Annotated in this window: 11 protein-coding genes; 10 read left to right on the forward strand and 1 reads right to left on the reverse strand. The window is 73.7% G+C overall.

The window, feature by feature from the left end:
* Positions 1-34: 34 nt before the first annotated feature.
* Positions 35-919 (reverse strand): aminoglycoside phosphotransferase family protein, encoded by an 885-nt coding sequence (locus ACFPM7_RS09570; protein WP_378246073.1) that lies wholly within the window; start codon positions 917-919, stop codon positions 35-37.
* A gap of 100 nt (positions 920-1,019) precedes the next feature.
* Between ACFPM7_RS09570 and ACFPM7_RS09575 the strand changes: the two genes are divergently transcribed.
* The 10 genes from ACFPM7_RS09575 to ACFPM7_RS09620 all read left to right on the forward strand — a co-directional run bounded on the left by ACFPM7_RS09575 (position 1,020) and on the right by ACFPM7_RS09620 (position 24,713).
* Positions 1,020-2,090, forward strand: coding sequence for an HpcH/HpaI aldolase/citrate lyase family protein (locus ACFPM7_RS09575; protein WP_378246075.1), 1,071 nt, complete (start codon positions 1,020-1,022; stop codon positions 2,088-2,090).
* On the forward strand, positions 2,087-2,965 hold the full coding sequence (locus tag ACFPM7_RS09580) for an HpcH/HpaI aldolase/citrate lyase family protein (protein WP_378246077.1): 879 nt from the start codon (positions 2,087-2,089) through the stop codon (positions 2,963-2,965). Before ACFPM7_RS09575 ends, ACFPM7_RS09580 begins: the two co-directional genes overlap by 4 nt.
* A 267-nt stretch (positions 2,966-3,232) precedes the next feature.
* Positions 3,233-6,661: a beta-ketoacyl synthase N-terminal-like domain-containing protein gene (locus tag ACFPM7_RS09585; protein ID WP_378246079.1), complete on the forward strand. Its 3,429-nt coding sequence runs from the start codon at positions 3,233-3,235 to the stop codon at positions 6,659-6,661.
* Positions 6,661-9,618: a thioesterase domain-containing protein gene (locus ACFPM7_RS09590; protein WP_378246081.1), complete on the forward strand. Its 2,958-nt coding sequence runs from the start codon at positions 6,661-6,663 to the stop codon at positions 9,616-9,618. The genes ACFPM7_RS09585 and ACFPM7_RS09590 overlap by 1 nt, the downstream gene beginning before the upstream one ends.
* Positions 9,615-11,879, forward strand: a complete 2,265-nt coding sequence (locus ACFPM7_RS09595) for a lantibiotic dehydratase (RefSeq protein WP_378246083.1) — start codon at positions 9,615-9,617, stop codon at positions 11,877-11,879. The genes ACFPM7_RS09590 and ACFPM7_RS09595 overlap by 4 nt, the downstream gene beginning before the upstream one ends.
* Positions 11,876-15,181 carry an acyl carrier protein gene (locus ACFPM7_RS09600; RefSeq protein ID WP_378246085.1) on the forward strand — a complete coding sequence of 1,102 codons (3,306 nt, stop codon included), beginning with the start codon at positions 11,876-11,878 and terminating at the stop codon, positions 15,179-15,181. Before ACFPM7_RS09595 ends, ACFPM7_RS09600 begins: the two co-directional genes overlap by 4 nt.
* Complete coding sequence (locus ACFPM7_RS09605; RefSeq protein ID WP_378246087.1) at positions 15,178-20,481, forward strand: type I polyketide synthase; 5,304 nt, start codon at positions 15,178-15,180, stop codon at positions 20,479-20,481. Before ACFPM7_RS09600 ends, ACFPM7_RS09605 begins: the two co-directional genes overlap by 4 nt.
* Positions 20,482-20,494: 13 nt before the next feature.
* Positions 20,495-21,457, forward strand: a complete 963-nt coding sequence (locus ACFPM7_RS09610) for a TauD/TfdA family dioxygenase (RefSeq protein ID WP_378246089.1) — start codon at positions 20,495-20,497, stop codon at positions 21,455-21,457.
* Entirely contained in the window at positions 21,457-21,639 is a 183-nt protein-coding gene (locus tag ACFPM7_RS09615; protein ID WP_378246091.1) for an MbtH family protein, read from the forward strand. The genes ACFPM7_RS09610 and ACFPM7_RS09615 overlap by 1 nt, the downstream gene beginning before the upstream one ends.
* Positions 21,636-24,713 carry a non-ribosomal peptide synthetase gene (locus ACFPM7_RS09620; protein ID WP_378246093.1) on the forward strand — a complete coding sequence of 1,026 codons (3,078 nt, stop codon included), beginning with the start codon at positions 21,636-21,638 and terminating at the stop codon, positions 24,711-24,713. Before ACFPM7_RS09615 ends, ACFPM7_RS09620 begins: the two co-directional genes overlap by 4 nt.
* Positions 24,714-24,755: the final 42 nt, after the last annotated feature.

The following is a 24,755-nucleotide window of genomic DNA, read 5'->3' on the forward strand; positions in this document are numbered from 1 at the left end:
GGCCGCCTCACCGGCCAACGTCATCCGGGCCGGATCAGCTCATCGCCTCGATGATCGCCTCGGCGTTCTGGCCCGCCGGGTCGTCCTCGTCCGAGGTGAGCCAGCACTCGACGGCGCGGACGAACGTCCACTTGCGCGCCGTGGCCCTGTCCATCCCAGTCGCCTCAACGATGAAGTCCACTCGCTGCGACAGGTCACCCTCGTCCGCGCGGTTCCACAGCAGTGGAATCACCCCGAACTCCGGGTCGCCGGCCAGTGGCTTCGGGTCGATCACCAGCCACGGCTCGCGCCCGCCCGCCAGCACGTTCTCGAAGTGCAGGTCCTCGTTGACCAGCCGCGACCCGGATCGTGGACCGAGTTCGCGGCAGTAGGCGACCGCGCGGTCGATCAGCTCGGCGTCCACGGCGTCGCCGGTCTCCCGGAGGACGGCGTTCTCGGCGGGCAGCTCCGCGGTCCACCGCTCGGCGACCTCGCGCAGGTGGCGCATCCCGGCTGGTGCGGGGCGGTCGAGCCTGCGCATCAACCCGGCCACGACCTCCAGTGCCGCCTCCAGCGGGAGGCTGCGCAGGTCGGTCTCCGCGTCGAGCCGTTCCAGCAGCAGGCTCCAGCCCGCCACCGCGAGCAGCCGCACCGCGCCGTCGCCGTCCCACATCCGCAGCGCCAGCGCCTCGTGCTCGGCCTCCGGGTGCGGCCAGCCGATCTTGAGCACGGCCCGGCTCCCGTCGGCGCGCAGCACAGGCTGCACCACCGAGCAGAACCCGTACCAGGAAGTCCCGTCCGCCGTCAGTGACCACCACCGCATCGCGTCCGCGCCCTGCTCGGGCAGGGTCGCCAGCCACGCCAGCTGCTCGTCCTCACCTCGCCGGACGAAGTCCTCGGTGAACCTGGCCGGGATGTCGAGCGCCCGCTGCTCGCCCACGCTTCCCCCATGGTGTTGGTCACGATGGCGGTCCGGCGACCGCCGTGGTCGACTAGAACATCAAGTCAGTTACCGGTCGGTATCCCAGCTCGGAGGCCCGATGCGCTCGCCCAAGGACTTCTTCCGCCCGCTCGCGGTCGGCGCCCCGGAGCCGCTGCGCGAGATCCCGTTCCGGCCATCCCGGATGATTCACTTCTTCGACCCGAGCAACGAGAAGATGGCCGCCAAGGTTCCCGACATGGCGACCCAGGCCGACGTCCTGCTCGGCAACCTTGAGGACGCCGTCCGCGCCGACCGCAAGGAAGCGGCCCGCGCGGGCCTGGTCAAGGTCGCCAAGGAAACCGACCTCGGCGACGCCCAGCTCTGGACCCGCGTCAACAGCCTCGACTCCCCGTGGGTGCTCGACGACCTGATCACCCTGGTCACCGAAGTCGGCGACAAGCTCGACGTGATCATGGTCCCCAAGGTCGAGGGCGCCGCCGACATCCACTACGTCGACCGCCTCCTCGCCCAGCTGGAAGCCCGCGCGGGGCTGAGCAGGCCGCTGCTCGTGCACGCCATCCTGGAGACCGCTTCCGGCGTCGCCAACGTCGAGGAGATCGCCACCGCCAGCCCTCGCATGCAGGGCATCTCCCTCGGCCCGGCCGACCTCGCCGCCAGCCGCCGGATGAAGACCACCCGCGTCGGCGGCGGCCACCCCGGCTACCTGGTGCGCACCGATCCCGAGGGCGACGACCTGACCGCGGGCCGCACGACCTACCAACAGGACCTCTGGCACTACACCGTCGCCCGCATGGTCGACGCCTGCGCGGGTGCGGGCATCCTGCCCTACTACGGCCCCTTCGGCGACATCGCCGATGTCGTGGCCTGCGAGGACCAGTTCCGCAACGCCTTCCTGCTCGGCTGCGTCGGCGCATGGAGCCTGCACCCGAAGCAGATCGCCATCGCCAAGAAGGTGTTCTCGCCCGCCCCCGACGACGTCGCCTGGGCCCGTCGGGTGATCGCCGCCATGGGCGACGGCACCGGCGCGGTGATGATCGACGGAAAGATGCAGGACGACGCCACCGTCAAGCAGTGCCGCGTCGTCGCCGACCTCGCCGACGCCCTCGCCGCCCGCGACCCCGAGCTCGCCGCGGCCTACGAGGCCGCCACCAAGGAGGCACTCGCGTGAGCCACACCCCCCGCCGCTCCGTCCTGTACATGCCCGGCGCCAACGAGCGCGCCCTGGAGAAGGCCAAGACCCTCCCCGCCGACGCCCTGATCCTCGACCTAGAGGACAGCGTCGCCCCCGACGCCAAGGCGGACGGCCGCAAGCGCGTCACAGAGGCGGTCGGCGCGGGCGGCTACGGCACCCGCGAGCTGACCATCCGCGTCAACGGCCTGGACACCGAGTGGCACGCCGACGACCTGCGCGCCGCCGCTGAAGCGGGCCCCGCCGCCGTCGTCGTCCCCAAGGTGAACTCCGCGGCCGAGGTCCACGCCGTCGAGCGCGCCCTGGAAGCCGCGGGCGCTCCCGACCACACCGCGATCTGGGCCATGGTCGAGACCCCGATCGCCATGCTGCACGCTCACGACATCGCCTCGGCCAGCGAGCGCCTGACCGTCCTGGTGATGGGCACCAACGACCTGGCCAAGGAACTGCACGCCGAGCACGTGCCCGGCCGCGCCCCGCTTCTCGGCGGCCTGTCGCTGGCCCTGCTCGGCGCCCGCGCGGCGGGCAAGGTCATCCTCGACGGCGTCTACAACGACGTGAAAGACCTCGACGGTTTCGCCGTGGAGTGCCGCCAGGGACGAGAGTTCGGCTTCGACGGCAAGACCCTGATCCACCCTGGTCAGATCGGCCCGTGCAACAACATCTTCGCTCCTTCCGATACAGAGGTCGAGCACGCCCGCAGGGTGATCTCCGCCTTTGAGGAAGCCACGGCCGCGGGCCGGGGAGTGGTGACCGTCGACGGCCGGATGATCGAGAACCTGCACGTGGCCAACGCCCGTCGGATCCTTGATGTCGATCACGCGATCCGAGCCGGGTCGATCGACGCTGGGTAACCGCCGTTTAGTGACGATCAGTTACATGATCGTCTATCTGTGACCTCACTCTCCCGCTTATGGGCCAAGCCTTCTCGCTATCTGGTAACTAAACGTGAAAAACTACGGCTGTTCGGTCCAGTTCTGCTGATACGTCCTCCGCAACTTTGCGCTGTTGCTCGCCGACGGACGAAATTGGTGCTTAGCCTTCCCGCCATCTAATGGCTGCAGGGGGAAGGGGAGGCCGGCGACCGGCATGGCATGCCATGGCCCGGGCCGGACCCGCGAATGAGACCGACGGTGGTGCAGGGGTTCGCCGACGCCGCGCTGCGGTGGCCGGACGCGGTCGCGATCGGCGGCGCCGATCCGATGACCTACGCGCAGCTCGCCGCGCGCGTGGGCGGAATCGCCCGCGCCCTGACGGGCATCGCCCCTGGCGACCGGATCGGCATCGCCCTGCCGCACGGTCCGCGGGCCATCGCGGGCGTGTTGGGAGCCTTGGCCGCGGGCGCGGCCTACGTCCCGCTCGACCCCGCGTTCCCCGCCCGAAGACGGGCCGAGATGGCCGCCACGGCCGGGCTCTCGGCCGTGCTCACCGACGCGTCCACCGCACTGCCCGGCATCAGGATCGATGACCTCCCTGACAGTCCCCTGACGCCCGCCGAACCAGGCGAAGCCGCCTACGTGCTGTTCACCTCCGGCTCCACCGGAGTGCCGAAGGCCGTCGCGCAGACCCACGACAACCTCCGACACGTCGTGGACAACCAGATCGCCACCCTCGGCATCCGCCCCGGCGACTCGCTCAGCCTCTTGGCCTCGCTCTCCTTCGACGCCGCCATCCCGGATCTCTTCCCCGCCCTGCTCACCGGTGCCACCGTCGTCCCGATCGATGTCCGCGCCGTAGGCGTCGCCGACACCGCCCGCCTGCTGGCCGAGCACGAAGTCACCGTCTACCACTCCACGCCGACCCTGTACCGCTACCTGCTCGACACGGGAGTGCGACTGCCCGCCGTCCGCACCGTTCTGCTCGGCGGCGAGCAGGCTGCCTGGTCCGACCTGCGCCGAGGCATCGCCGTCTTCGGCGAGGACTGCCTGTTCGTCAACGGCTACGGAGCCACCGAGGTCACCTTCGCCGCCCAGTTCCGCGTTCCCGCGGCCGACCTGCCCGACACCGACGGACCCGTTCCCATCGGCTTCCCGCTGCCCGGGTTCGACGTGCGCCTCGCGCCCGACGGCGAACTCGTCGTGACCGGGCAGAACCTGCTGGGCGGCTACCTCAGCGGCCCCGGTGACCGCTTCGGCGTCGATCCGGACGGCACCCCCACCTACCGGACCGGCGACCTCGGCAGGCGCGACCCCGACGGCTCCCTGGTGTGTCTCGGCAGGCTGGACCGCCAGCTCAAGGTTCGCGGCCACCGCGTCGAACCCGCCGAGGTCGAAGCCGCGCTGACCGCCGCGAGCGGCGCCCGGTCCCGGGTGATCGTCCGCGACGAACGGCTCCTCGGCTACGTCGAGTCCACCGACGCCGACCCCGCAGCCGTGCGTTCCGCCATCGCCGAGGTCCTCCCGCCGCACTGCGTACCCCAATCCGTGGTCGCGGTCGCCGCGTTCCCGCTCACCGTGACCGGCAAAGTCGACGAGCGCGCCCTGCCCGAGCCCGCCACCGCCGCGCCTGGTCGCCCGATGAGCGACACCGAGCGAGTCGTGCACGACGCGTGGTGCGCCGTGCTCGGCGTCGCCTCGGTGGACTTGGACGTCGCATTCTTCGACGCCGGCGGTCATTCGCTGACCCTCGGTGCCCTGCGGTCGCGGCTCGCCGCCGACACCGGCGGCGACATCCCCATCGCCCGGCTGTTCCAACACTCCACGGTCGCGGCCCAGGCCCGGTACCTCGACGCGGTGACCCGCCCAGCGGACCGCGGCGTGACCGACCCGACGGGCGACACCTCCAACGAGGCGCAGGATGGCCCTGATCAGATCGCTGTCGTCGGACTCTCCTGCCGGTTCCCCGGCGCGCCGGACGCCGCCACGTTCTGGTGGAACCTGTGCGCCGGAGTCGACTCCGTTCACGACCACACCGACGCCGAGCTGGCCGCCCTGGGCATCGGTCCCGGTCTGCGCGCCGACCCCGCCCACGTCCGCGGCCACGGCGCGCTGCCCGGCGTCGAGGACTTCGACGCGGCCTTCTTCGGCTTCACCCCGGCGGAAGCCGAGACGACCGACCCGCAGCACCGCCTGTTCCTGGAGGCCGCGTGGTCGGCACTGGAGGACGCGGGCCACGATCCGGCGCGCGAACCGGGCCGGGTCGGGGTGTTCGCCTCCGCGTCGGTCAACCGCTACTTCCTCTACCACCTGTTCGACAATCCGGCGGTCGCAGGCGGCATCGACCCCGACGACTGGGAAGGCAGGCTGCTCGGCCGCCACCAAGCCGACCACCTGCCCGGTCAGATCGCCTACCGACTCGGCCTGACCGGCCCGGCGATGGCGGTGCAGAGCGCCTGTTCCAGCGCGCTCGTCGCGGTGTGCGAAGCGGCGCAGAACCTGGCGGACTACCGCTGCGACACCGCGCTGGCCGGTGGAGTGGCGGTGGTGTGGCCCCGTCACCGCGCGGGCGGGATGTCCTCCCCCGATGGCCGGTGCCGAGCCTTCGACGAAGCCGCGGCGGGCACCGGCTACGGCTCCGGGGTCGGTGTCGTCGTGTTGCGCAGGCTCTCCGACGCCCTCGCCGACGGCGACCACGTCTACGCCGTGCTTCCTGGGTGGGGCGTCACCAACGACGGCGCGGAGCGGGCCGGGTTCGCCGTCCCCGGCCCGACCGGTCAGGCCGAGGCCATCGCCGACGCCCTGGCTGCGGCCGGGATCGACGCGGGCGACGTCGGCTTCGTCGAAGCGCATGGGAGCGGGACGCCGCTGGGCGATGCCATCGAGGTCGCGGCGCTCACCGATGTCTTCGGTGATGTCGAGCGCTGCGCGCTCGGATCGGTCAAGACCAACATCGGCCACCTCGACGCGGCTGCGGGCATCGCCGGACTCATCAAAGCGGTGCTCGCCGTGCGGCACGGGCTCATCCCGCCGAGCCTGCACTTCACCGCGCCGCACCCCGATGTCGACCTCGGGCCCTTCACCGTGCCGACGAAGGTGAGCATCTGGCCCGCGGGCAGGCGGGTCGCCGGGGTGAGCTCCTTCGGCGTGGGCGGGACCAACGCGCACGTGCTGGTTCAGCAGTCCGAAGAGGATTCTCCTGGCGAAGTCGACCGCCGCGTGTGGGTGCTGCCGGTCTCGGCACGTGACCCGCGTGCCCTCGCGCAGGCTCTGGTGAACCTGCGCGAGCACATCGCCGAGCATGCGCCGCGCGTGGCTGACGTCGCCTACACGCTGGCGACGGGGCGAAGGGCGTTCGACAGCCGCGTGGCTGTCGTGTGCACGGATGAGACGGTGCTGGCCGCGCTGGACGCGGCGATCGAGGAAGCTCATGACTCCAGCAGACCGGAAAGTCTGGCCGCCCGCCTCGGCCGAAAGTACGAAGTCGATCCTACTTTGGTGGGGACGTCGTCCTACCAAAGTAGGAAATCCCTGATCTCCCAATGGATGTCGGGTCAGGATGTCGAGTGGGCGGCGGAGTTCGACGGCCAGCCGGTGCGCCGCGTTCCGCTCCCAGCCTACCCATTCCAGCGATCCCGCTACTGGATCGACCCGCCAGGCAAGGAAGTTCTCTAGTGGACTGGTTCGTCAACCGCGTCCCGCGCCCCGGTGCGGACGTCCAGCTCTTCTGCCTGCCGTACGCGGGGGCGGGGCCTTCCGCGTTCGCCGCGTGGGCGGGAGCGGCCGGACCGCGGATCGAAGTCCACGCACTGGCGCTGCCTGGCCGTGAGCGGCGCATCCAGGACGACCCGAGGTTCGCTGTCGCCGACATCGCCGCCGCGCTCGCCGAGCGGGCCGACCGCCCCTTCGCGCTGTACGGGCACTCCATGGGTGCCCGCCTGGGCTACGAGGTCGTCCGCGAACTGCGCCGCACGGGGAAGGCGCTGCCGGTCCGCCTCGTCGTCGGTGGCTGCCGCGCGCCGCACCTGACCGCGGCGACGATCTTCGACGGGCTCTCTGGCGTTGACGACGAGGAACTGGTGCGCAGACTGGTCGACGGCGGCGGCCTGCCCGCCGACGTAGCCGCCTCACCGGAGATGGTCGAGCTGCTGCTGCCCGCCCTGCGCGCCGACTTCGCCTGGATCGACGACTACGTCCACACCGGGGAACCGCCGCTGCCAGTGCCGATCACCGCCTGCCACGGCGCGCGGGACAAGGCGGTGGACGTCGAGCAGGCGGCGGCTTGGGCCGAGCACACCGACGACTTCACCATCCGCCGGTTCGACGGCGGCCACTTCTTCCTCCACGACGACGAAGCCGCCCTGCTGGCGGCGATCGGCGCGGAGATCCTTCCAGTCCGGCCCGACGACAGGCCGCGGCTCGGCGACACCGAGTGGTCGGTCTGGCCGGACGCCGAGCTGCGCACCGCGGGGTTCCCCGTCGAGGGGCTGCAGTGGTTCGCCGATCCCGACGTCGCCGAAGCCGCGGACGCCGTTCTCGCCGGCGGCGACGCAAGCGCCTACTCCGACCACTTGGCCGCGGCGCTGGAGCGCACCGACGAGCGGCTGAACAAGGTCATCGCGGACCCCCTGTTCGCCGAGGCCCTGACGTGGCAGAACGCCGAGCTGGCCCGGCTTGTCGCTCAGGGGATGTCGCGGCGGGCCTCCACCCGGCGCAGGCAGCGTCTCGTCGTCGGCCGCTACTGGCAGCGCTACTGCGCCAAGAACGAGACCATTGGGTTCTTCGGGCCCGAGCTTCCGGTGCGGATCGCTCGGGGTGCACAGCCGCTGACCGCCGCGCCCGGCCCCGCTCTGGTGCGCGGACGCGCGGTCCGGTTCGAGGCGTGGGCGATGGCCGCCGTCGGCGAGGCGCTGTGCGCGGACCCCGCCGTGCGCGCCTGGATGCCGCCGCGGCCCGCGCCGCACTTGACGGTCCGCGACCGCCACGTGCTCAGGCCCGCCAGGCCGCCGCTCCCGCTGAGCCCGGCCGAGGCGATCGCGATCGAGCTGTGCGACGGCAGGCCCGCCCGCGCGGTGCTCACCGCGCTCGCCGAGCAGGTGCGCGACGCCGAACTCTTGCTGGAGCGACTGGTCGAGCGCGATGTGCTCACCTGGGACGCCGACCTGCCCATCGGGCCGAACGCCGAAACCGTGCTCCGCGAGCGCATCGCCGCGATCGGGGACCCGGCGGTCCGCGAGTCCGCGTCCTCGACCGTGGACCGGATCACCTCCGCCCGCGACGCCGTGGCCGCCGCCGCGGGCGACCCGCGCGCCTTGACCGAGGCGATGACCGCCTTGGACGCGGTGTTCACCGACATCACCGGCCGGGCGGCCAATCGCGAGGGCGGTCAGACCTACGCCGCGCGCACCCTGGTCTACGAGGACACCGTCCGCGACCTTGATGTCGTGGTCGGCACCGAGCTGCTCGACGCGGTGGCCGAACCGCTGGCCCTGCTGCTGCGCGCCGCGCGCTGGCTCACCGGCGCGCTGGCCGACGCCTACCGGTCCGCGCTCGCCGAGCTGTACGACGACCTCGCGGGCGACGGGCCGGTCTCGCTGGCCGACCTGTGGTTCCTGGCCCAGAGCCTGTTCTACGGCGACGGTCCGCGTCCGGTCGACGCGGTCACCGCGGACTTCGCCGCGCGCTGGGCCCGGCTCTTCGGCATCTCCGACACCGCGCGGATCGACCTCACCACCGCCGAGCTCGCCGCTGGGGCCGCCGAGGCGTTCCCCGACCGCGAGACCGGATGGTCGGCGGGCGCGATCCACAGCCCGGACCTGCAGTTCTGCGCCTCCTCGGTCGAGGAGCTCAACCAGGGTGACCACGTGGTGGTTCTCGGTGAGCTGCACACCGCCTGGGCGAGCCTGGACTGCCCGGTGTACGCCTCCTGGCACCCCGATGCCGCCAGGCTCCGGGATCGACTGGCCGAGGACCTCGGCGGTGAGCGGGTCCGGCCGCTGTTCCCGGCCGACTGGCCGCGGCGCACCGGCCGCCTCGGAGACGGCCTCGTCGGGGCCACCGACCTGCAACTGGCCTTCGCGGCGGCGCCGGGAGCCGACCGCGAGCGGCTGCTGCCCGCGACCGCGGTGCGCGTCGAGCGCGACACCGCCGTGCTGCCCGACGGCCGGAGACTGCCGCTGCTGGAAGTGTTCTCGGCGCTGCTGGCCACCCACGCCGTCGACGCGTTCAAGCTGGTGACCGCCGCCCCGCACACGCCGCGGATCACGGTGGACCGGCTGGTCGTGGCGCGCGAGACGTGGCGGCTCACCGCCGCGGACTCCGGGCTCACCGAGGCGAGCGGGGAATCGGAGCGCTACCTCGCGGTGCGGCGGCTGCGGGCGCGGCTGGGCCTGCCCGAGAAGGTGTTCGTCAAGATCGGGACCGAGACCAAGCCGTGCTACGTCGACTTCACCGCGCCGGTCTTCGCCCTCTCGCTGTGCGCGATGGTGCGCTCCGCGGCGACCCACGGCGGCGGTGAGGTGTCCCTGACCATCAGCGAGGCGCTGCCCGCCCCCGAGCAGTCGTGGGTGCCCGACGCGCAGGGCAGGCGCTACACCTCCGAGCTGCGGCTGCACATGGTGGACGGCCGATGAGCGCGCACTTGGTCGAACTCGGCGCCACCGGATGGCTGGTGTGGCGCGACGGGCTTCTGCGCTCGGCGGGGCTTCCCGTCACAGGGCTGGACCGCTTCGCCGACGACGAGCTGGCCGTGCTCGCCGACGGCACCCTCGACTGCACCGTGACGGGCGAGGTCTTCGACAAGGCGTTCGCGGACGCGCTGGAGCGCGCGGGCTCGGCCGCGACCGCCACGGCGGCGGACCCGCTGCTGCGCGAGGCGGTCACCTGGCAGAACCCGTCGGTCTTGCTCGCCCTGCACGGCTTGGTCAACGGCAAGCCACAGCGCAACGTGCGCCGACGCGATCGGGAGAAGGCGCTGCTGCGCTACTGGCAGCGCTACTGCGGCAAGAGCGAGACCATCGGCTTCTTCGGTCCGGTGTGCTGGATGCGGGTCGAGGAGGGCGTCGCGCCGCTGACCGTGGCCCCGGGAGGCGCGTCGCCGCGCGGCCGTCGGGTGTTCTTCGAGGCGTGGGCGGTAGCGGCCTTCGCCGACCGGCTGGCCGAGGACGTGGCGGTGCGCCGGTGGTGGCCGGTGCGCCCGCGCCCGCACGTCAGCGTCGAGGGGCAGTCCGCCGTCGTCCCGCTGCTGCCACCGGTCCCGCTGACCGCAGTAGAGGCCGCTGTGCTGGCGCTGTGCGACGGCAGGCCCGCCAAAGACGTCGCGGACGCGGGCATCCAGCGCACGCCAGAAGACACCTACCTGATGCTGGACCGCTTCGTCGAGCGCGGACTGCTGCACTGGGACGCCGGGCTGCCGCTGAGCCCGCGCGCCGAGGAAGTCCTGGCTGAGCGCATCGCGGCCATCGGCGACGCCGCCGTCCGGGCGGGCGCCGAAGCCGGGCTCGCCCGTCTGCGCGCCGGGCGGGACCGCGTCGCGCGGGCCGCCGGTGATCCTGTGGCGTTGGCGGAGTGCCTCGCCGCGCTCGACACCGAGTTCATCGCCATCACCGGCGTGCAGCCGCGCAGGCGCAGCGGCCGGACCTACGCCGGGCGCACCCTCGTCTACGAGGACACCGCGCGTGACGTCGATGTGGTGGTCGGCACCGCGCTGCTGGACCGGATCGCCGAGCCGCTCGACGTGGTGCTGCGCGCCGCCCGCTGGCTCACCGCGGAGCTGGGCGCGGTCATCGGGGCCGCACTGCGCGAGCTGCACGCCGAGCAGACCGGTCCCGTGCGCCTGTCGGACCTGTGGACGCTGAGCCAGGGTCTGCTGTTCACCGGCGACAACCAGCCCGCCGACGCGGTCGCCGCCGAGTTCACGCGGCGCTGCGCGGTCCTGTTCGGCGCCGGCGGAACCCTCTCCTCGGCGGACGCGCTCGCCAAGGCGGCGGAGCTGTTCCCGGCCGCCGAGCCGGGGTGGCCGTCGGGGCGCGTGCACAGCCCGGACATCCAGGTCGCCGCCCCCGACGTCGACGCCATCAACCGCGGCGAGTGCGTGTTCGTGCTCGGTGAGCTGCACCCGGCCAGCACGCCGGTGGACAGCGCGCTGTTCTCGGTATGGCATCCCGACCAGGCCGCCCTGCGCGCCGGGCTCGACGCCGACCTCGGACCCGCCCGGCTGCGGGTCCTGCTGCCCGCGGAGTTCCCCCGCCAGACCGGTCGCACCCGCCACGGCCTCGACGGGCCGCTGGACCGGGAGCTGGGCATCGGCGACGCCACCGGAGCCGACCTCGACCGCTCGGTGCCCGGCACGGCCTGCCTGGTCGAGGACATCGACGGGGAACTCGTCGTAGTCCTGCCCGACGGCGGGACGTGGCCGCTGCTGGAGGCGTTCCACGACCTGCTGAGCGCCAAGCTCATGGACAGCTTCAAGCTGCTCGCCCCCGCCGCGCACACCCCGAGGGTCACCATCGGCGAACTCGTCGTGGCCCGCGAGACCTGGCGTACGACGGTCGCCGAGACCGGGCTCGCCACGGTGACCGGCGAGCGCGAGCGCTACCTCGCGGTGCGGGCCGTGCGCGCGCGCCTCGGGATGCCGGAGCGGGTCTTCGCCAAGATCGGCACCGAGACCAAGCCCTGCTACGTCGACTTCACCGGGCCGCTGCACGCCCAGGTGTTCGCCTCGATGCTGCGCACCGCGGCCGCCGAAGGCGGGCCGGAGGTGTCGGTCGTCTTCACCGAACTGCTGCCGACGCTGGAGCAGGCCTGGCTGGCCGACGGCGAGGGCGATTCCTACGTCAGCGAGCTGCGCCTGCAGATCACCGATCCCGTCCGCTACGGAGGTGGTGCGGTATGAGCACCGTGCTCGACCTGATCGCCGAGCGCGTCCGCGAGCGCGGCGACGCGCCCGCCGTGCGGCAGTGGGACACCACCCTCACCTATGCCGAGCTGTGGCGCAGGGCGTGCGGCGTGGCCGAGGGGCTGGACGTCGCGGCGGGCGCCAGGGTGGGCGTGGGGCTGGCCCGCACGCCGGACCTCGTCGTCGCGTTGTTGGGGGTGCTCATCAGCGGTGCGGCGTACGTGCCGCTGGACCCGGCGCTGCCCGCGGCGCGCAGGCGGACGATCGTGCGGGACTCCGGCGCGGTCACCGTGCTGGACGGTCCTTCCGAGCGCACGGGCGAGCGGGACTCGGCGGCCACGCCCTCCGACGTCGCCTACGTGCTCTACACCTCCGGCTCCACCGGAACCCCGAAGGGCGTGCTGGTCACCCACGCCAGCCTGCGCGCCTTCGCCGTCGACTGCGCGCGGCGGACCGCGGCGGGCCCGGACACCAAGGCGCTGGCAGCGTCCTCGATCGGCTTCGACGCGTCCGTGATCGACCTGATCGTCCCGCTGGTCGCGGGCGGCTGCGTCATGCTCGCGACCGAGGCCGACCGCGCGGACCCGGACCGGCTCGCCGCGTTCGCCGTCGCCCACGGCGTCGACTGGGGGTTTCTCACCCCGGCGGTGCTGGCGCTCGTGGACCCGCACTCGATTCCGGAGTGGACGGTGGTGCTGAGCGGAGGCGACGTCGTACCCGCCGTGCTGGCCCGCCGCTGGCTGCGGGCCGGGCCCCGGCGCTTCCTCAACCTCTACGGCCCCACCGAGACCACCGTCGCCGTCACCGCGCACGAGGCGACCGGCTCCGAAGACGTGCTGCCCATCGGGTCGGCCGTCGGCGGGCACAGCGTGCACGTGGTGGGCGAGGACCTGCGTCCCGCGAACGAGGGCGAACTCCTCATCGGCGGGCCCGGGGTGGCGATGGGCTACCTCGACCGGCCGGGCCTGACCGCCGAGCGGTTCGTCCCCGACCCGTTCGGCGAGCCGGGCGGCAGGCTCTACCGCACCGGCGACCGCGTGCGGCAGCGCCCCGACGGGGGCCTGGAGTACCTGGGCAGGCTGGATCGGCAGGTCAAGATCCGCGGCCAGCGCGTCGAGCCCGGCGAGACCGAGGCCCTGCTGGCCGATGTCGAGGGCGTGGCCGAGTGCGCCGTCGTGGCCCACGGCGACACGCTGATCGCCGTCGTCGCCCCGGAGACCGCGCCTGAAGACCTCGTCGCGCTGGCCGCGCGGCGGCTGCCGTCGGCCTTGGTCCCGGCCAGGGTGCTACGGGTTCCCGCGCTCCCGCTCGCGCCCAGCGGGAAGGTCGACCGGGTCGCCCTCGTCGAGCTGGTCGCCGCCGCCGAGTCCGCGACGAGCTTCACCGACCCGACCGAGGCGGCCGTGGCCGCCGCGTGGGCAGCCGCGCTCGGCCGTGCCCCGGCCGTGGACTCCGACTTCCTGGACGAGGGCGGGCACTCACTGGCGGCGATGCGGATCGTGGCCGCGCTGCGCGCGCGGCTGGGGGTGCGGATCGCGGTCGAAGCCGTGGTTGACGGGCGGACCGTCGCGGGCATCGCCGAACTGGTGGCCAAGGCCGAGCCGCTGGTGGGCCCGGTCGTGCCCACCGGCAGCGCCCCGGTGCTCTCGCCCGCGCAGCAGCGCCTGTGGTTCATGGACCAGCTCGCCCCGGACAGCGCCCCCTACAACATCGCGATCGCCACCCGGCTGCGCGGCCCGCTGGAGCTGTCCGCGCTGCGCCGGGCGCTGACCGCGGTGGCCACCCGGCACGACGTGCTGCGCTGGCGCATCCCGCAGACCGCCGGTGTCCCCTACGCCGTCCGCGATGCCGCCGCGGCCGTCGACCTCGTGGTGATCGACACCGCCGACGTCGCCGATGCCGGCGCGGCACTGGCCCGGGACGGGGCCACCCCGCTGGACCTGGCCACCGGACCCGCCTGGCGGGCTCGGGTGTACCGGACCGGGTCCGACGAGCACGTCCTCGGGCTGGTCTTCCACCACGCGGTCTTCGACGGCTGGTCGCAGGAGGCGTTCCACCGCGACCTCGCCGACGCCTATGCCGGCCGCGACCTGCCGCCGCTACGCGCCGGGTACGCCGACTACGCGGTATGGCGCGCCGAGCGCGACCGCCTCACCGGTCAGTCCGACCTGGACTGGTGGGTTGAGCACCTGCGCGGCGCGCCGACCGTGCTCGACCTGCCCAGGGACCGGCAGCGGCCGGCCGCGCCCAGCTACCGGGGAGCCGAGGCGGGCGCTGCCGTCGCGGGAGCCGACGCGGTGCGCGGGCTTGCCCGGCGCATGGGCACCACGACGGCGACCGTGCTCACCGCGGCCTTCGGCGAACTGCTCGACCGGCTCACCGGCCGCGGCGACCAGGTCGTCGGCCTCGTCATCGCCGACCGGGGGCAGGCGGAGTTCGAGGACGCCGTCGGTTTCTTCATCGACACCGTGCCGCTGCGGCTGCGCGGCGGCGGCAGCTTCGCCGACCGCGTCGCCCGCACCGCCGACGAACTGCGGTCCGCCGTGGCGCACCCGGCCGCGCCGCTGGAGCGGATCGTCGCCGCGCTCGGCGCCGGTCGAGACCCCTCGCGGGCGCCGCTCGTGCAGGTCTTGGTCAACGTGCTCGAATTCGCCGAGCCCGCAGCCCGGCTCACCGGCTGCGACGCCGAGGCCGTGCGGGTGGCCAAGCCGGGATCGCCCTTCGACCTCACCCTCTACATCGACCCGGACCGAGTCGCCGTCGAGACCGTCTACAACCCGGACCTGTTCGACAGAGCCCGGGTCGAGGCGCTGCTCGCCGACCTCACTGAGCTGGCGGGCACGCTCGCCGACACCCCGGACGCGCCCGCTGCCGAGGTGGCCGCGCACCTGCCGCGCGCGGCGGTGCGCACCGCCGCACCCGGAGCCATGGCCGCGACCGTCGCCGCGCCGGCGGTGGGTCCGGGCGGCCCGGAGACGCACACCGAGCGCATGGTCGCCGAGATCTGGTCGACGGTGCTCGGCCACGACGCCCGTCCGGGCGACAACTTCTTCGACATCGGCGGCGACTCGATGGCGATGGCCGCGGTGCACGCCCGGCTCACCCAGGCCACCGGACGCCGCGTCCCGCTGCTCGATCTGTTCCGCCACCCCAACATCCGCGCCCTGGCCCGCTACCTCGACGGCGACGGCAGCCGTCCCGAGCTGACCAGGGCAGCCGAGCGCGCCGCAGCCCGCCGTGCCCGCCCCCGGCCGACCCGACCCGCCCCGCGCCGTGGCGCCCAAGGAGACCCCAGATGACGCATCCCGAAGACACCCCCGGCGCAGAGCCGATCGCGATCGTCGGCTTGGCCGCGCGGGTCCCCGGCGCGGCGGACACCGCGCAGTTCTGGCGAAACCTGGTCGACGGCGTCGAGTCGGTCACCCGCTTCACCCGCGACGAGCAGGTCGCCCGCGGCGCGAAGGCCTCCGACGTGGACGATCCGAGCTGGGTCGCCGCAGCCCCGGTGGTGACCGGGTTCGACGAGTTCGACGCGGGCCTGTTCGACATGTCCGCCCGGGAGGCGCAGGTCGCCAGCCCGCACCACCGGCTGTTCCTGGAGTCCTGCTTCTCCGCGCTGCAGGACGCCGGCTACGACCCGGCGCGCTACGACGGCCCGATCGGCGTCTACGCGGGCACCGGCGGCAACGAGTACCTGTGGGAGAACGTGCTGCGCAACGCCGCCATCGGCGCGTCGCCGTACAACCAGGTCTCGCTGGCGACCCTCAACTCGCCCAACTACGTGGGCACGCTGCCCGCCTACAAGCTCGACCTGCGCGGCCCGAGCCTGACGGTGCACACCGCCTGCTCGACGTCGCTGGTGGCCTTCCACCTGGCGTGCGAGGCGCTGCGCAACCACGAGTGCGACATGGCGCTCGCGGGCGGGGTCAACATCGAGCTGCCGCACGGTGTCGGGTACCTGGGCATGGACGGCTTCACCTCGCCGGACGGCCACTGCCGGCCGTTCGACGCGGGCGCCAACGGCACCGTGTGGGGCAGCGGGGTCGGTGTGGCGCTGGTCAAGCGGCTCTCCGACGCGATCGCCGACGGCGACACCATCCGCGCCGTCGTGCTCGGCAACGCGATCAACAACGACGGCGGCGGCAAGGTCGGGTTCACCGCGCCCAGCCAGGACGGCCAAGCCGAGGCGATCGCGCAGGCCGTCGGCATGGCGGGCGTGGACCCGCGCACCGTCACCTACGTCGAGGCGCACGGCACCGGCACCGCCGTGGGCGACCCGATCGAGGTGGCCGCCCTGGCGGCGGTCTACGGCGACGGGATCGCCGACCGCGGCTGGTGCGGCATCGGGTCGGTCAAGTCCAACATCGGGCACCTGTCGCAGGCGGCGGGCATCATCAGCCTGATCAAGGTCGTGCTGGCCATGGAGAACGGGCTGATCCCGCCGACGGTCAACTACGAGCGGCCGAACCCTGCCATCGACTTCGCCGACACCCCGTTCTGGGTGGCCGACTCGCTCACCCGCTGGGAGCCCGGCGCGGCGCCGCGCCGGGCCGGGGTCAGCTCGTTCGGCATCGGCGGCACCAACGCCCACGTCGTGCTGGAGCAGGCGCCGGTGACCGTGCGGAGGCCGAAGCCGGGACGGCAGGTCCTGCAGGTCTCGGCGCGCTCGGCGAAGGCGCTGGACAAGGCCGTCGCGCAACTCGCCGGGCACCTCGGTTCCGCCGACGTGGCCCTCGCCGACGTCGCGCTCACGCTGCGCGAGGGCAGGCCGTCGTTCCCGCACCGGGTCGCGGTCGTCGCCGAGGACACCGCCGACGCCGCCGCCGCGCTGACGGCCAAGCGCAGGCGGATCACCGGGGTCGCCGCTGAACCGCGGGTGGCGTTCCTATTCTCCGGCCAGGGTTCGCAGTACGCGGGCATGGCCCGGGAGCTGTACGACGCCGAGCCAGTGTTCGCCGCCGCGGTGGACGAGTGCGCCGCCGTGCTCGGCGAGGAACTGCGTGCTCTGCTGCTCGACACCGACGGCGCCGACCTGATCGGCCAGACCTGCCACACCCAGCCCGCGCTGTTCACCGTCGAGTACGCCTTGGCGCGGCTGTGGGAGTCGGTGGGAGTGCGGCCCGCCGCGCTGCTGGGCCACTCCATCGGCGAGTACGCGGCGGCCACCGTGGCCGGGGTGTTCGCGCTGCCGGACGCGCTGCGCGTGGTGGCCGAGCGGGGCAGGCTGATGCAGTCGCTGCCCACCGGATCGATGCTGGCCGTGCAGCAGGACGAGTCCGAGGTCGAGCTGCCCGACGGGCTGTCCATCGCCACCGTCAACGGGCCGGGCACGTGCGTGGTCGCCGGGGACAGCGCCGCCGTCGACGCCTACGCCGAGGTGCTCGCGGAGAAGGGCGTGAAAGCCAAGGCGCTGCGCACCTCCCACGCCTTCCACTCGGCGATGATGGACCCGATCCTTGAGGAGTTCACCGCGTTCCTGCGCACGGTTCCGCTGGCCGCGCCCACCGTCCCGGTGCTGTCCAATGTGACCGGTGACTGGCTGAGCGCCGAGCAGGCCACCGACCCGGGGTACTGGGCCGCACACCTGCGCAGGCCGGTGCGCTTCGGCGCCTGCGTGGCCACGCTGTTGGCGTCTGACGGGCCGTGGCAGCTGCTGGAGGTCGGGCCTGGAAGGCAGTTGGCGGGCCTGGCGCGCATGCAGGTCGCCAGGGCCGAGGAAGCCCAGCGGGGCCTCGCCCCGCTGACCAGTCTGCCCGGCCAGGGCGAGCCGCCGGTGTTCGCCACCGCGGCGGCGACGCTGTGGACGCTCGGCGTGCCGGTGGCCCTGCCCAGCCCGGAAGGCGCGGGTCGGGTGCCGCTGCCGGTCTACCCGTTCGAGCGCGAGCGCTACTGGGTCGATCCGGACCCTGCCACCGCCGCGGTGACCGCTCGGGGCCCGCGGGGCGTGGCCGAGTGGTACGCGGTGCCGGTCTGGAAGCAGGCGGTCGCCACGGCTCCGCGCGCGGAGCTGGGCCGGGTGCTGCTGTTCGGCGACGGTCCGCGCGCGGACGCGCTCGCCGAGGGTCTCGACGCGGTGCGGGTGCGGGCGGGGGAATCCTTCGCCGAGACCGCGGACGGGTTCTCCGTCCGACCCGGCGAGCGGGCCGATTACGAAGCCCTGGTCGCCGCGCTCGGTGCGGACCTGCCGGGCCACGTCGTGCACGCCTTCGCGCTCGACAGCGAGCCCGCCGGGGAGGACGCGGCCGCGGTGTGGGCGGCGCAGGAGCGCGGCTTCCACAGCGCACTGGGTCTGGTGCAAGCGCTTGCGGGAACCTCGGGTGTTCGCCTGGACCTGGTCTGCTCCGGCATCGGCGACGTCCGCGGCGACGACCTGGCCCGCCCCGAGCACGCCACCCTCCACGGCCTGGCACGGGTGCTGCCCGCCGAGCTGCCCGACCTGGACGTGCGGCTCATCGACGCCGACACCGACAGCGCCCTGCTGGACGAGCTGCGCAGGCCGGTCACCGACCGCGAGGTCACGCTCCGCGCCACCCGCCGCTGGGTCACCGGCTTCGACGAGGTGAGCCTCCCCGACGGCCCGACCGGCACGGCCACCGGCATCCGCGAGGGCGGTCGCTACCTCATCACCGGCGGTCTCGGCGGCATCGGCATCACCCTCGCCGAGGACCTGGCGGTGCGCGCCAGGGCCAAGCTCGTGCTCACCGCGCGCGGCGGGCTGCCGCCCCGCCAGGAGTGGGACACGCACCTGGCGGTGCACGGTGACGGGCCCACTTCGCGGATTGGGCGGTCCATCGCCGCGATCCGGCGGATGGAGGCCGCGGGCGCGGAGGTACTGGTCGTGGCGGCCGACGTCACCGACGCCGAGAGCGTGGCCCGGGTACGGGCGACCGCGCTGGCGGCGTTCGGCGGGGTCGACGGCATCGTGCACGCCGCCGGGGTCGCGGGCGGCGGCGTCGCCGAGGTGAAGGACCGCGCCGCCGCGGAGCGGGTGCTCGCGCCCAAGCTCACCGGCACGCTCGCGCTGGCCTCGGTGTTCGGCGGCGACGACCTCGACTTCGTGGTGCTGTGCTCGTCGGTCACCTCGGTGCTCGGCGGGTTCGGGCAGGTCGACTACTGCGCGGCGAACGCCTTCCTCGACGCCCACGCCCGGGCGGGCCGCGGCTGGCGGGCGCCGGTGCTGTCGCAGAACTGGGGCGGCTGGGCCGAGCTGGGCATGGCCGTGGAGACCGCGGCCTTCGCCCAGTCCGGCGCCCGGAGCACCGTGTCCGCCGTGGACCACCCTGTGCTCACGGAGCTGGAGGTGACCGGGGAGCGTGCGCTCGCGCACGGCATCCTCACGCCGGGCACCCACTGGCTGCTTGACGAGCACCGCATCGGCGGCACCGCCGTCGTACCCGGTACCGCGCACCTGGAATGTGTGCGGGCCGCGTTCGCCGCCGCTGTGCCCGGCAGCGGGCAGGTGACGCTGCGGGACGTCGCGTTCCTGGAGCCGTTCGCGGTGCCGGACGGAGACGCCGCCCGCTACGAGGTCGAGCTGACCGTGTCCGGGACGAGCGCGGAGTTCGTGGTGCAGGGCAGGCGCGGCGGTGTGGTCAGCAAGCACGTCGCGGGCTCGGCCGAGTGGACCGAGTCCGACGGTGACAAGCTCGACCTTTCCGCTGTGCTCGCACGCACCGAGCAGCGGGACGCGAGCACCGGGTTCGGCACCGGGCGCACGAGCATGCTGGCTTTCGGGCCGCGCTGGGCGTCGCTGCACGAGCACCGGTCGGCTGCCGACGAGGAACTCGCGACCGTCGTCGCGCCCGAGGCGGCACGCGGCGACGAGTGGGTGCTGCACCCGGCTCTGCTCGACGTGGCCACCGCGTTCGGCGCCGGCCGGGGCTCGGGCACCTACCTGCCGATGTCCTACGGCCGCGTGGTCGTGCGCGACCGGCTGCCCGAGCGCTTCCACAGCCACCTGCGCTACCGCCCGTCCAGCAGCGACGAGGTGGTCGTCGCGGATCTGTCCATCGTGGATGACGACGGGCGCGAGCTGGTGGCGGTGTCGGAGTTCCTGCTGCGCCGGGTCGACCAGGGCGCGGTCACCGGCGGTCTGGCCGCCGCTCCGAGCCCGGCACGCAGGCGCGACCCGTCGGCGGGCGACATCGCCCCCGCCGACGGCGTCGAGGCGTTTCACCGCAGCCTGGCCGCCGGGCTCGGACCGCAGGTCGTCATCACGCCGATCTCGGTCACCGAACTCGCCGCCCGCGCGGGTGGCCCGGCTCAGGCCGAGCCGGAGACCGCGACCGCGGTGTCCGGTGACATGTCCGCGGGGCCGCGGACCGAGCTGGAGACCGTCATCGTGCGCGCCTGGCAGGACAGCCTCGGTGTGGCCGCGGTCGGCGTGCACGACGACTTCTTCGCCCTGGGCGGCAACTCCCTGGTCGCGGTGCAGCTCATCGCCGCCCTGCGCACCGCCACCGGGGTGCGGCTGCCGATGCGCAGCCTGTTCGAGATCCCCACCGTCGCCGGGCTGGCCGAGCGCATCGAGGAACTGCGCGCCGAGGCCGAACCCGCGCCGGAACCCGCCCAGACCATCCGCAGACTTCCCCGCGCCTGAGAGGACGCCCACGATGACCAACCTGGAGACCAGCGCTTCCAGCCTGGAGAGCACGGCCCTCCCGCTGCTTGTCGAGCCCGACGGCCGCGGCATCACCGACCTCATCGCCGAGCGGCGCGCCGAGCTGCGGGCCGGTCTCGCCGAGCGCGGCGCACTGCTGTTCCGCGGCTTCGACATCGGGGGAGTGGACGGCTTCGACGCCGTCGTGCGCGCTCTGTCCGGTGAACCGCTGCTCTACACCGAGCGCTCCTCGCCGCGCAGCACGATCAAGGGCCGCGTCTACACCTCGACCGACTACCCGCCGGACGAGGAGATCTTCCTGCACAACGAGAACTCCTACCAGGCCGCCTGGCCGCTGACGCTGTTCTTCTACTGCGTCGAGCCGCCGACCAGCCTCGGCGCGACACCGCTGGCCGACATCCGCGAGGTGTACCGGCTGATCGACCCGCAGGTGCGCCGCGAGTTCGAGCAGCGCGGGTGGATGCTGGTGCGCAACTTCCACGCCGACTTCGGCGCGGCCTGGCAGGACACCTTCAACACCACCTCCCGCGAGGAGGTCGAGGAGTACTGCTCCCGCAACGGCATCCTGTGCCAGTGGCAGGGCAAGGAGGGCCTGCGCACCCGGGCGGTGCGCCGCGCCGTGCACGTCCGGCCCGGCGACGACGTGCCGCGCTGGTTCAACCACCTGACGTTCTTCAACGTCAGCACCCTCCCCGCCGACCTGAGCGAGGGGCTGCGGGCCATGTTCGCGCCGGAGGAGCTGCCCACCAACACCTTCTACGGCGACGGCGGCGAGATCCCGGCCGAGGTCCTCGACCACATCCGCGGCGCCTACCGGAGGGCGACCACCCGATTCGACTACCACCGCGACGACGTCCTCGTGGTGGACAACATGACCGCCGCGCACGGCCGCGAGCCCTTCACCGGGCCGCGCAAGATCGCCGTGGCGATGGCGGAACCGCACGGGAGCGAGTGATGAGCGCGAGCATGAACGTCGTCGTCAACGACGAGGAGCAGTACTCGGTCTGGCCCGTCGACCGGCCGCTGCCCGCGGGCTGGCGCTCCACCGGGTTCGCGGGCGAGCGCGCCGAGTGCCTGGCGCACATCGACGCCGTGTGGACCGACATGCGTCCGCGGTCGGTGCGGGAGGGCAGATGAGCAAGCAGTGGACGTTCCCGGCGTCCTACGCCCAGGAGCGGGTCTGGTTCGCCAACCAGCTCGACCCCGCCTCGCCGGTCTACAACGTCTCCACCCCCACCGAACTGCCCGAGGGGCTGACGGTCGAGCAGGTCCGCGGTGTGCTGGCCGACGTGGTGGCGCGGCACGAGTCGCTGCGCACCCACTTCGCCTTGGACCAGGACGCGCTCACCCAGGTCGTGCACGAGCGCGTCGAGGTCGACCCGCCGGTCATCGATCTGACGCACCTGCCGCACGAGGAGCAGTCCGGAATCGTCGAGGAGCACGCCGAGCGCTTGGCGCGCACGGCGATCCCGCTGGACCGCCCACCGCTGTGGCGCGCGGAGCTGGTGCGGCGCGGTGAGCGTCGGTGGACGCTGCTGATGGTCGTGCACCACGCGGTGTTCGACAGCCGCTCGCACCTGGTCCTCGACCGCGAGATCCACGCCAGGGCCGAGGCCGCGCTGGCGGGCACGGCGCTGGAGCTGCCCGAGCCGGAGATCCAGTACGCCGACTTCGCCGTCTGGCAGCGCGACACCCTCACCGGCGACGAGCTGCGTCGGCAGCTGGGGCACTGGCGGGCGACGCTGGCGGGTGCGCCGCCGGTGATCGCGCTGCCGACCGACCGGCCCCGCCCGCAGCGGCTGGGCTTCGCCGGCGACGAGGTCTGGTTCGAGATGCCCGACGGGCTGATCGACCGGGTGGGCGCGCTGGCCAAGGAGCTGTCGGCGACGCCGTACATGGTGCTGCTGGCCGCCTACGCGGCACTGCTGTCGCGGCTGTCGGCCTCCGAGGACGTCGTCATCGGCGTGTCCACCGCGGGCCGGGACAGGCCGGAGCTGGCCGAGGTCATCGGCATGTTCGTCAACCCGGTCGTGCTGCGCGCCGACGTCGCGGGCGACCCGGCGTTCACCACGCTGGTCGGCCGGGTGCGCGGCGCGCTGGTGGAGGCGATGGACCACGGCGACACCCCGTTCCAGGCGATCGTCGCCGAGCTGGTGAGCCGACCCGACCCGGCGGTGCAGCCGCTGTTCCAGGTCGCGTTCAACTTCGTGCCCGACTCCGGCTTCGACCAGGTCAAGCTGGGCACCACCAAGGACGACCTGGCCTTCGACATCACCACCGGCACCAGCCGCCTGCTCTACCGCACGGCGCTGTTCGACCGGGGAAGCGCCGAGGCCGTCGTGCGGCGCTACCTCATGCTGCTCGCCGCCGCTGTCGCCGACCCGGGCGCGCCGGTGTCGGCGCTGCCGCTGATGGACGAGCGCGAGCGCGCCGCTGTGCTGGCGGCGGGGCGCGGCGAGAGCGTCGAGGCGCCGGTGGACCTGGTCCCCGCGCAGCTGGCCGCGCAGGCCGCGCGCACTCCGGACGCGGTCGCGCTCACCCACGGCGGCCGGTCGCTGACCTACGCCGAGCTGCACGCTCACGCCGACGCCCTGCGGGCGCGGATGTCCGTGGGCGCGGGCGACATCGTGGCGCTGGCGCTGCCGAGGTCGGTCGAGCTGGTCGCGGCGGTCCTCGCGGTGCTGGGGTCCGGCGCGGCGTACCTGCCGCTGGACACCGAGCACCCGCCCGCCCGGCTGGCCGCGCTGCTGGCTGACGCGCGCCCGGCGCTGACCCTCACCACCGCCGAGACAGCGGCTCTGCTGCCCCCGGACGCGCCTTCCCTGGTCGTCACCCTCGACGGCGAGGCAGGCGCGCCCGCGTCTCCGGTCGACGCCGCCGACTCGGCGTACGTGCTCTACACCTCGGGGTCGACCGGCCTGCCCAAGGGCGTGATCGTGCAGCACGGCGCGCTGGCGGCCTACCTCGCCTGGGCGCGGGCCACCTACCCCGGTCTCGCGGGCACGGTGCTGTTGCACTCCCCGGTGACCTTCGACTTCACCGTCACCGGGCTGCTCGGCGCCCTGACCACCGGCGGCGCCATCCGCCTGGCGGGCCTGGACGAGCCCGCCGACGCGGAGCCGCCCGCGTTCGTCAAGGCCACTCCGGGCCAGCTGTCGCTGCTGGACGCGGCCCGCTCCCCGCGCAGCGACCTCGTTCTGGGCGGCGAAGGGCTCTCCGCCGAACAGCTGCACGCCTGGCGCGCGGCCAACCCCGACGCGACCGTGGTCAACGAGTACGGCCCGACCGAGGCGACCGTCGGCACGGTCGCCGCCGTCATCGCGCCGGGAGCCGAGCTGCCGCCCGGGCCGGTCGCCATCGGCGGGCCGACCTGGAACACCGACGCCCACGTGCTCGACCAGTCGCTCAACGCGGTGCCCGACGGCGTCGTCGGCGAGCTGTACCTGGCAGGCGCTCAGCTGGCGCTGGGCTACCTGAACCGGCCCGGCCTCACCGCCGACAGGTTCCTGCCGTGCCCGTACGGCGAGCCCGGAGCCCGCATGTACCGCACCGGCGACCTGGTCCGCAGGCGCGCCGACGGCGCGCTGGAGTACCTGGGCCGCGCCGACCAGCAGATCAAGCTGCGCGGCATCCGCGTCGAGCCCGCCGAGGTCGAGGCCGCGCTGCTGGCCCTGCCGGGGGTGCGCGCGGCGGTCGTCGTCGCCCACCAGGACGAGAGCCCCGACGACGCGCGCCTGGTGGCCTACGTCGTCGGCGACCCCGGCGCCGCGGCCGAGGTCTTGCCGACCGTGCTGCCCGCGCACCTCGTCCCGGCCGACGTGATCGCCGTCGAGGCGATCCCGCTGACGGCCAACGGCAAGCTCGACCGAACCGCCCTGCCCGCCCCGGCCCGAGCCGAGCGCGGCTACGTCGCCCCGCGCACCCCGGCCGAGGAGCTGGTGGCCGAGGTGTACGCCGACATCCTCGGTGTGGCCAAGGTCGGCGCGTTCGACCACTTCCTGGAGCTGGGCGGCAACTCGCTGCGCGGCATGCGCGCCATGGCCCGCATCCGCGCCGAGATCGAGGTCGACGTGCCGATGCGCGCGCTGTTCGCGCACCCGGTGGTCGCCGACCTCGCCGCCGAGATCGACAAGGCGATCGCCGCCGAGGTGGCCGACCTGTCCGACAGCGAGGTGGCGGCCCTGCTCGCCGACCAGGGCGGCACCGCGTGACCGCCCCCTCCACCGCCGCCCGTCCCCACGACCTGGGGACGC

The organism is Actinokineospora guangxiensis (assembly GCF_042657845.1).
Classification (GTDB): Bacteria; Actinomycetota; Actinomycetes; order Mycobacteriales; family Pseudonocardiaceae; genus Actinokineospora; species Actinokineospora guangxiensis.

Excerpts from the sequence above, each read along its gene's own strand:
- ACFPM7_RS09575 (WP_378246075.1), top strand. The coding sequence starts at position 1,020 with ATGCGCTCGCCCAAGGACTTCTTCCGCCCGCTCGCGGTCGGCGCCCCG.
- ACFPM7_RS09585 (WP_378246079.1), top strand. The coding sequence starts at position 3,233 with ATGAGACCGACGGTGGTGCAGGGGTTCGCCGACGCCGCGCTGCGGTGG.
- ACFPM7_RS09595 (WP_378246083.1), top strand. The coding sequence starts at position 9,615 with ATGAGCGCGCACTTGGTCGAACTCGGCGCCACCGGATGGCTGGTGTGG.
- ACFPM7_RS09600 (WP_378246085.1), top strand. The coding sequence starts at position 11,876 with ATGAGCACCGTGCTCGACCTGATCGCCGAGCGCGTCCGCGAGCGCGGC.
- ACFPM7_RS09605 (WP_378246087.1), top strand. The coding sequence starts at position 15,178 with ATGACGCATCCCGAAGACACCCCCGGCGCAGAGCCGATCGCGATCGTC.
- ACFPM7_RS09610 (WP_378246089.1), top strand. The coding sequence starts at position 20,495 with ATGACCAACCTGGAGACCAGCGCTTCCAGCCTGGAGAGCACGGCCCTC.
- ACFPM7_RS09615 (WP_378246091.1), top strand. The coding sequence starts at position 21,457 with ATGAGCGCGAGCATGAACGTCGTCGTCAACGACGAGGAGCAGTACTCG.
- ACFPM7_RS09620 (WP_378246093.1), top strand. The coding sequence starts at position 21,636 with ATGAGCAAGCAGTGGACGTTCCCGGCGTCCTACGCCCAGGAGCGGGTC.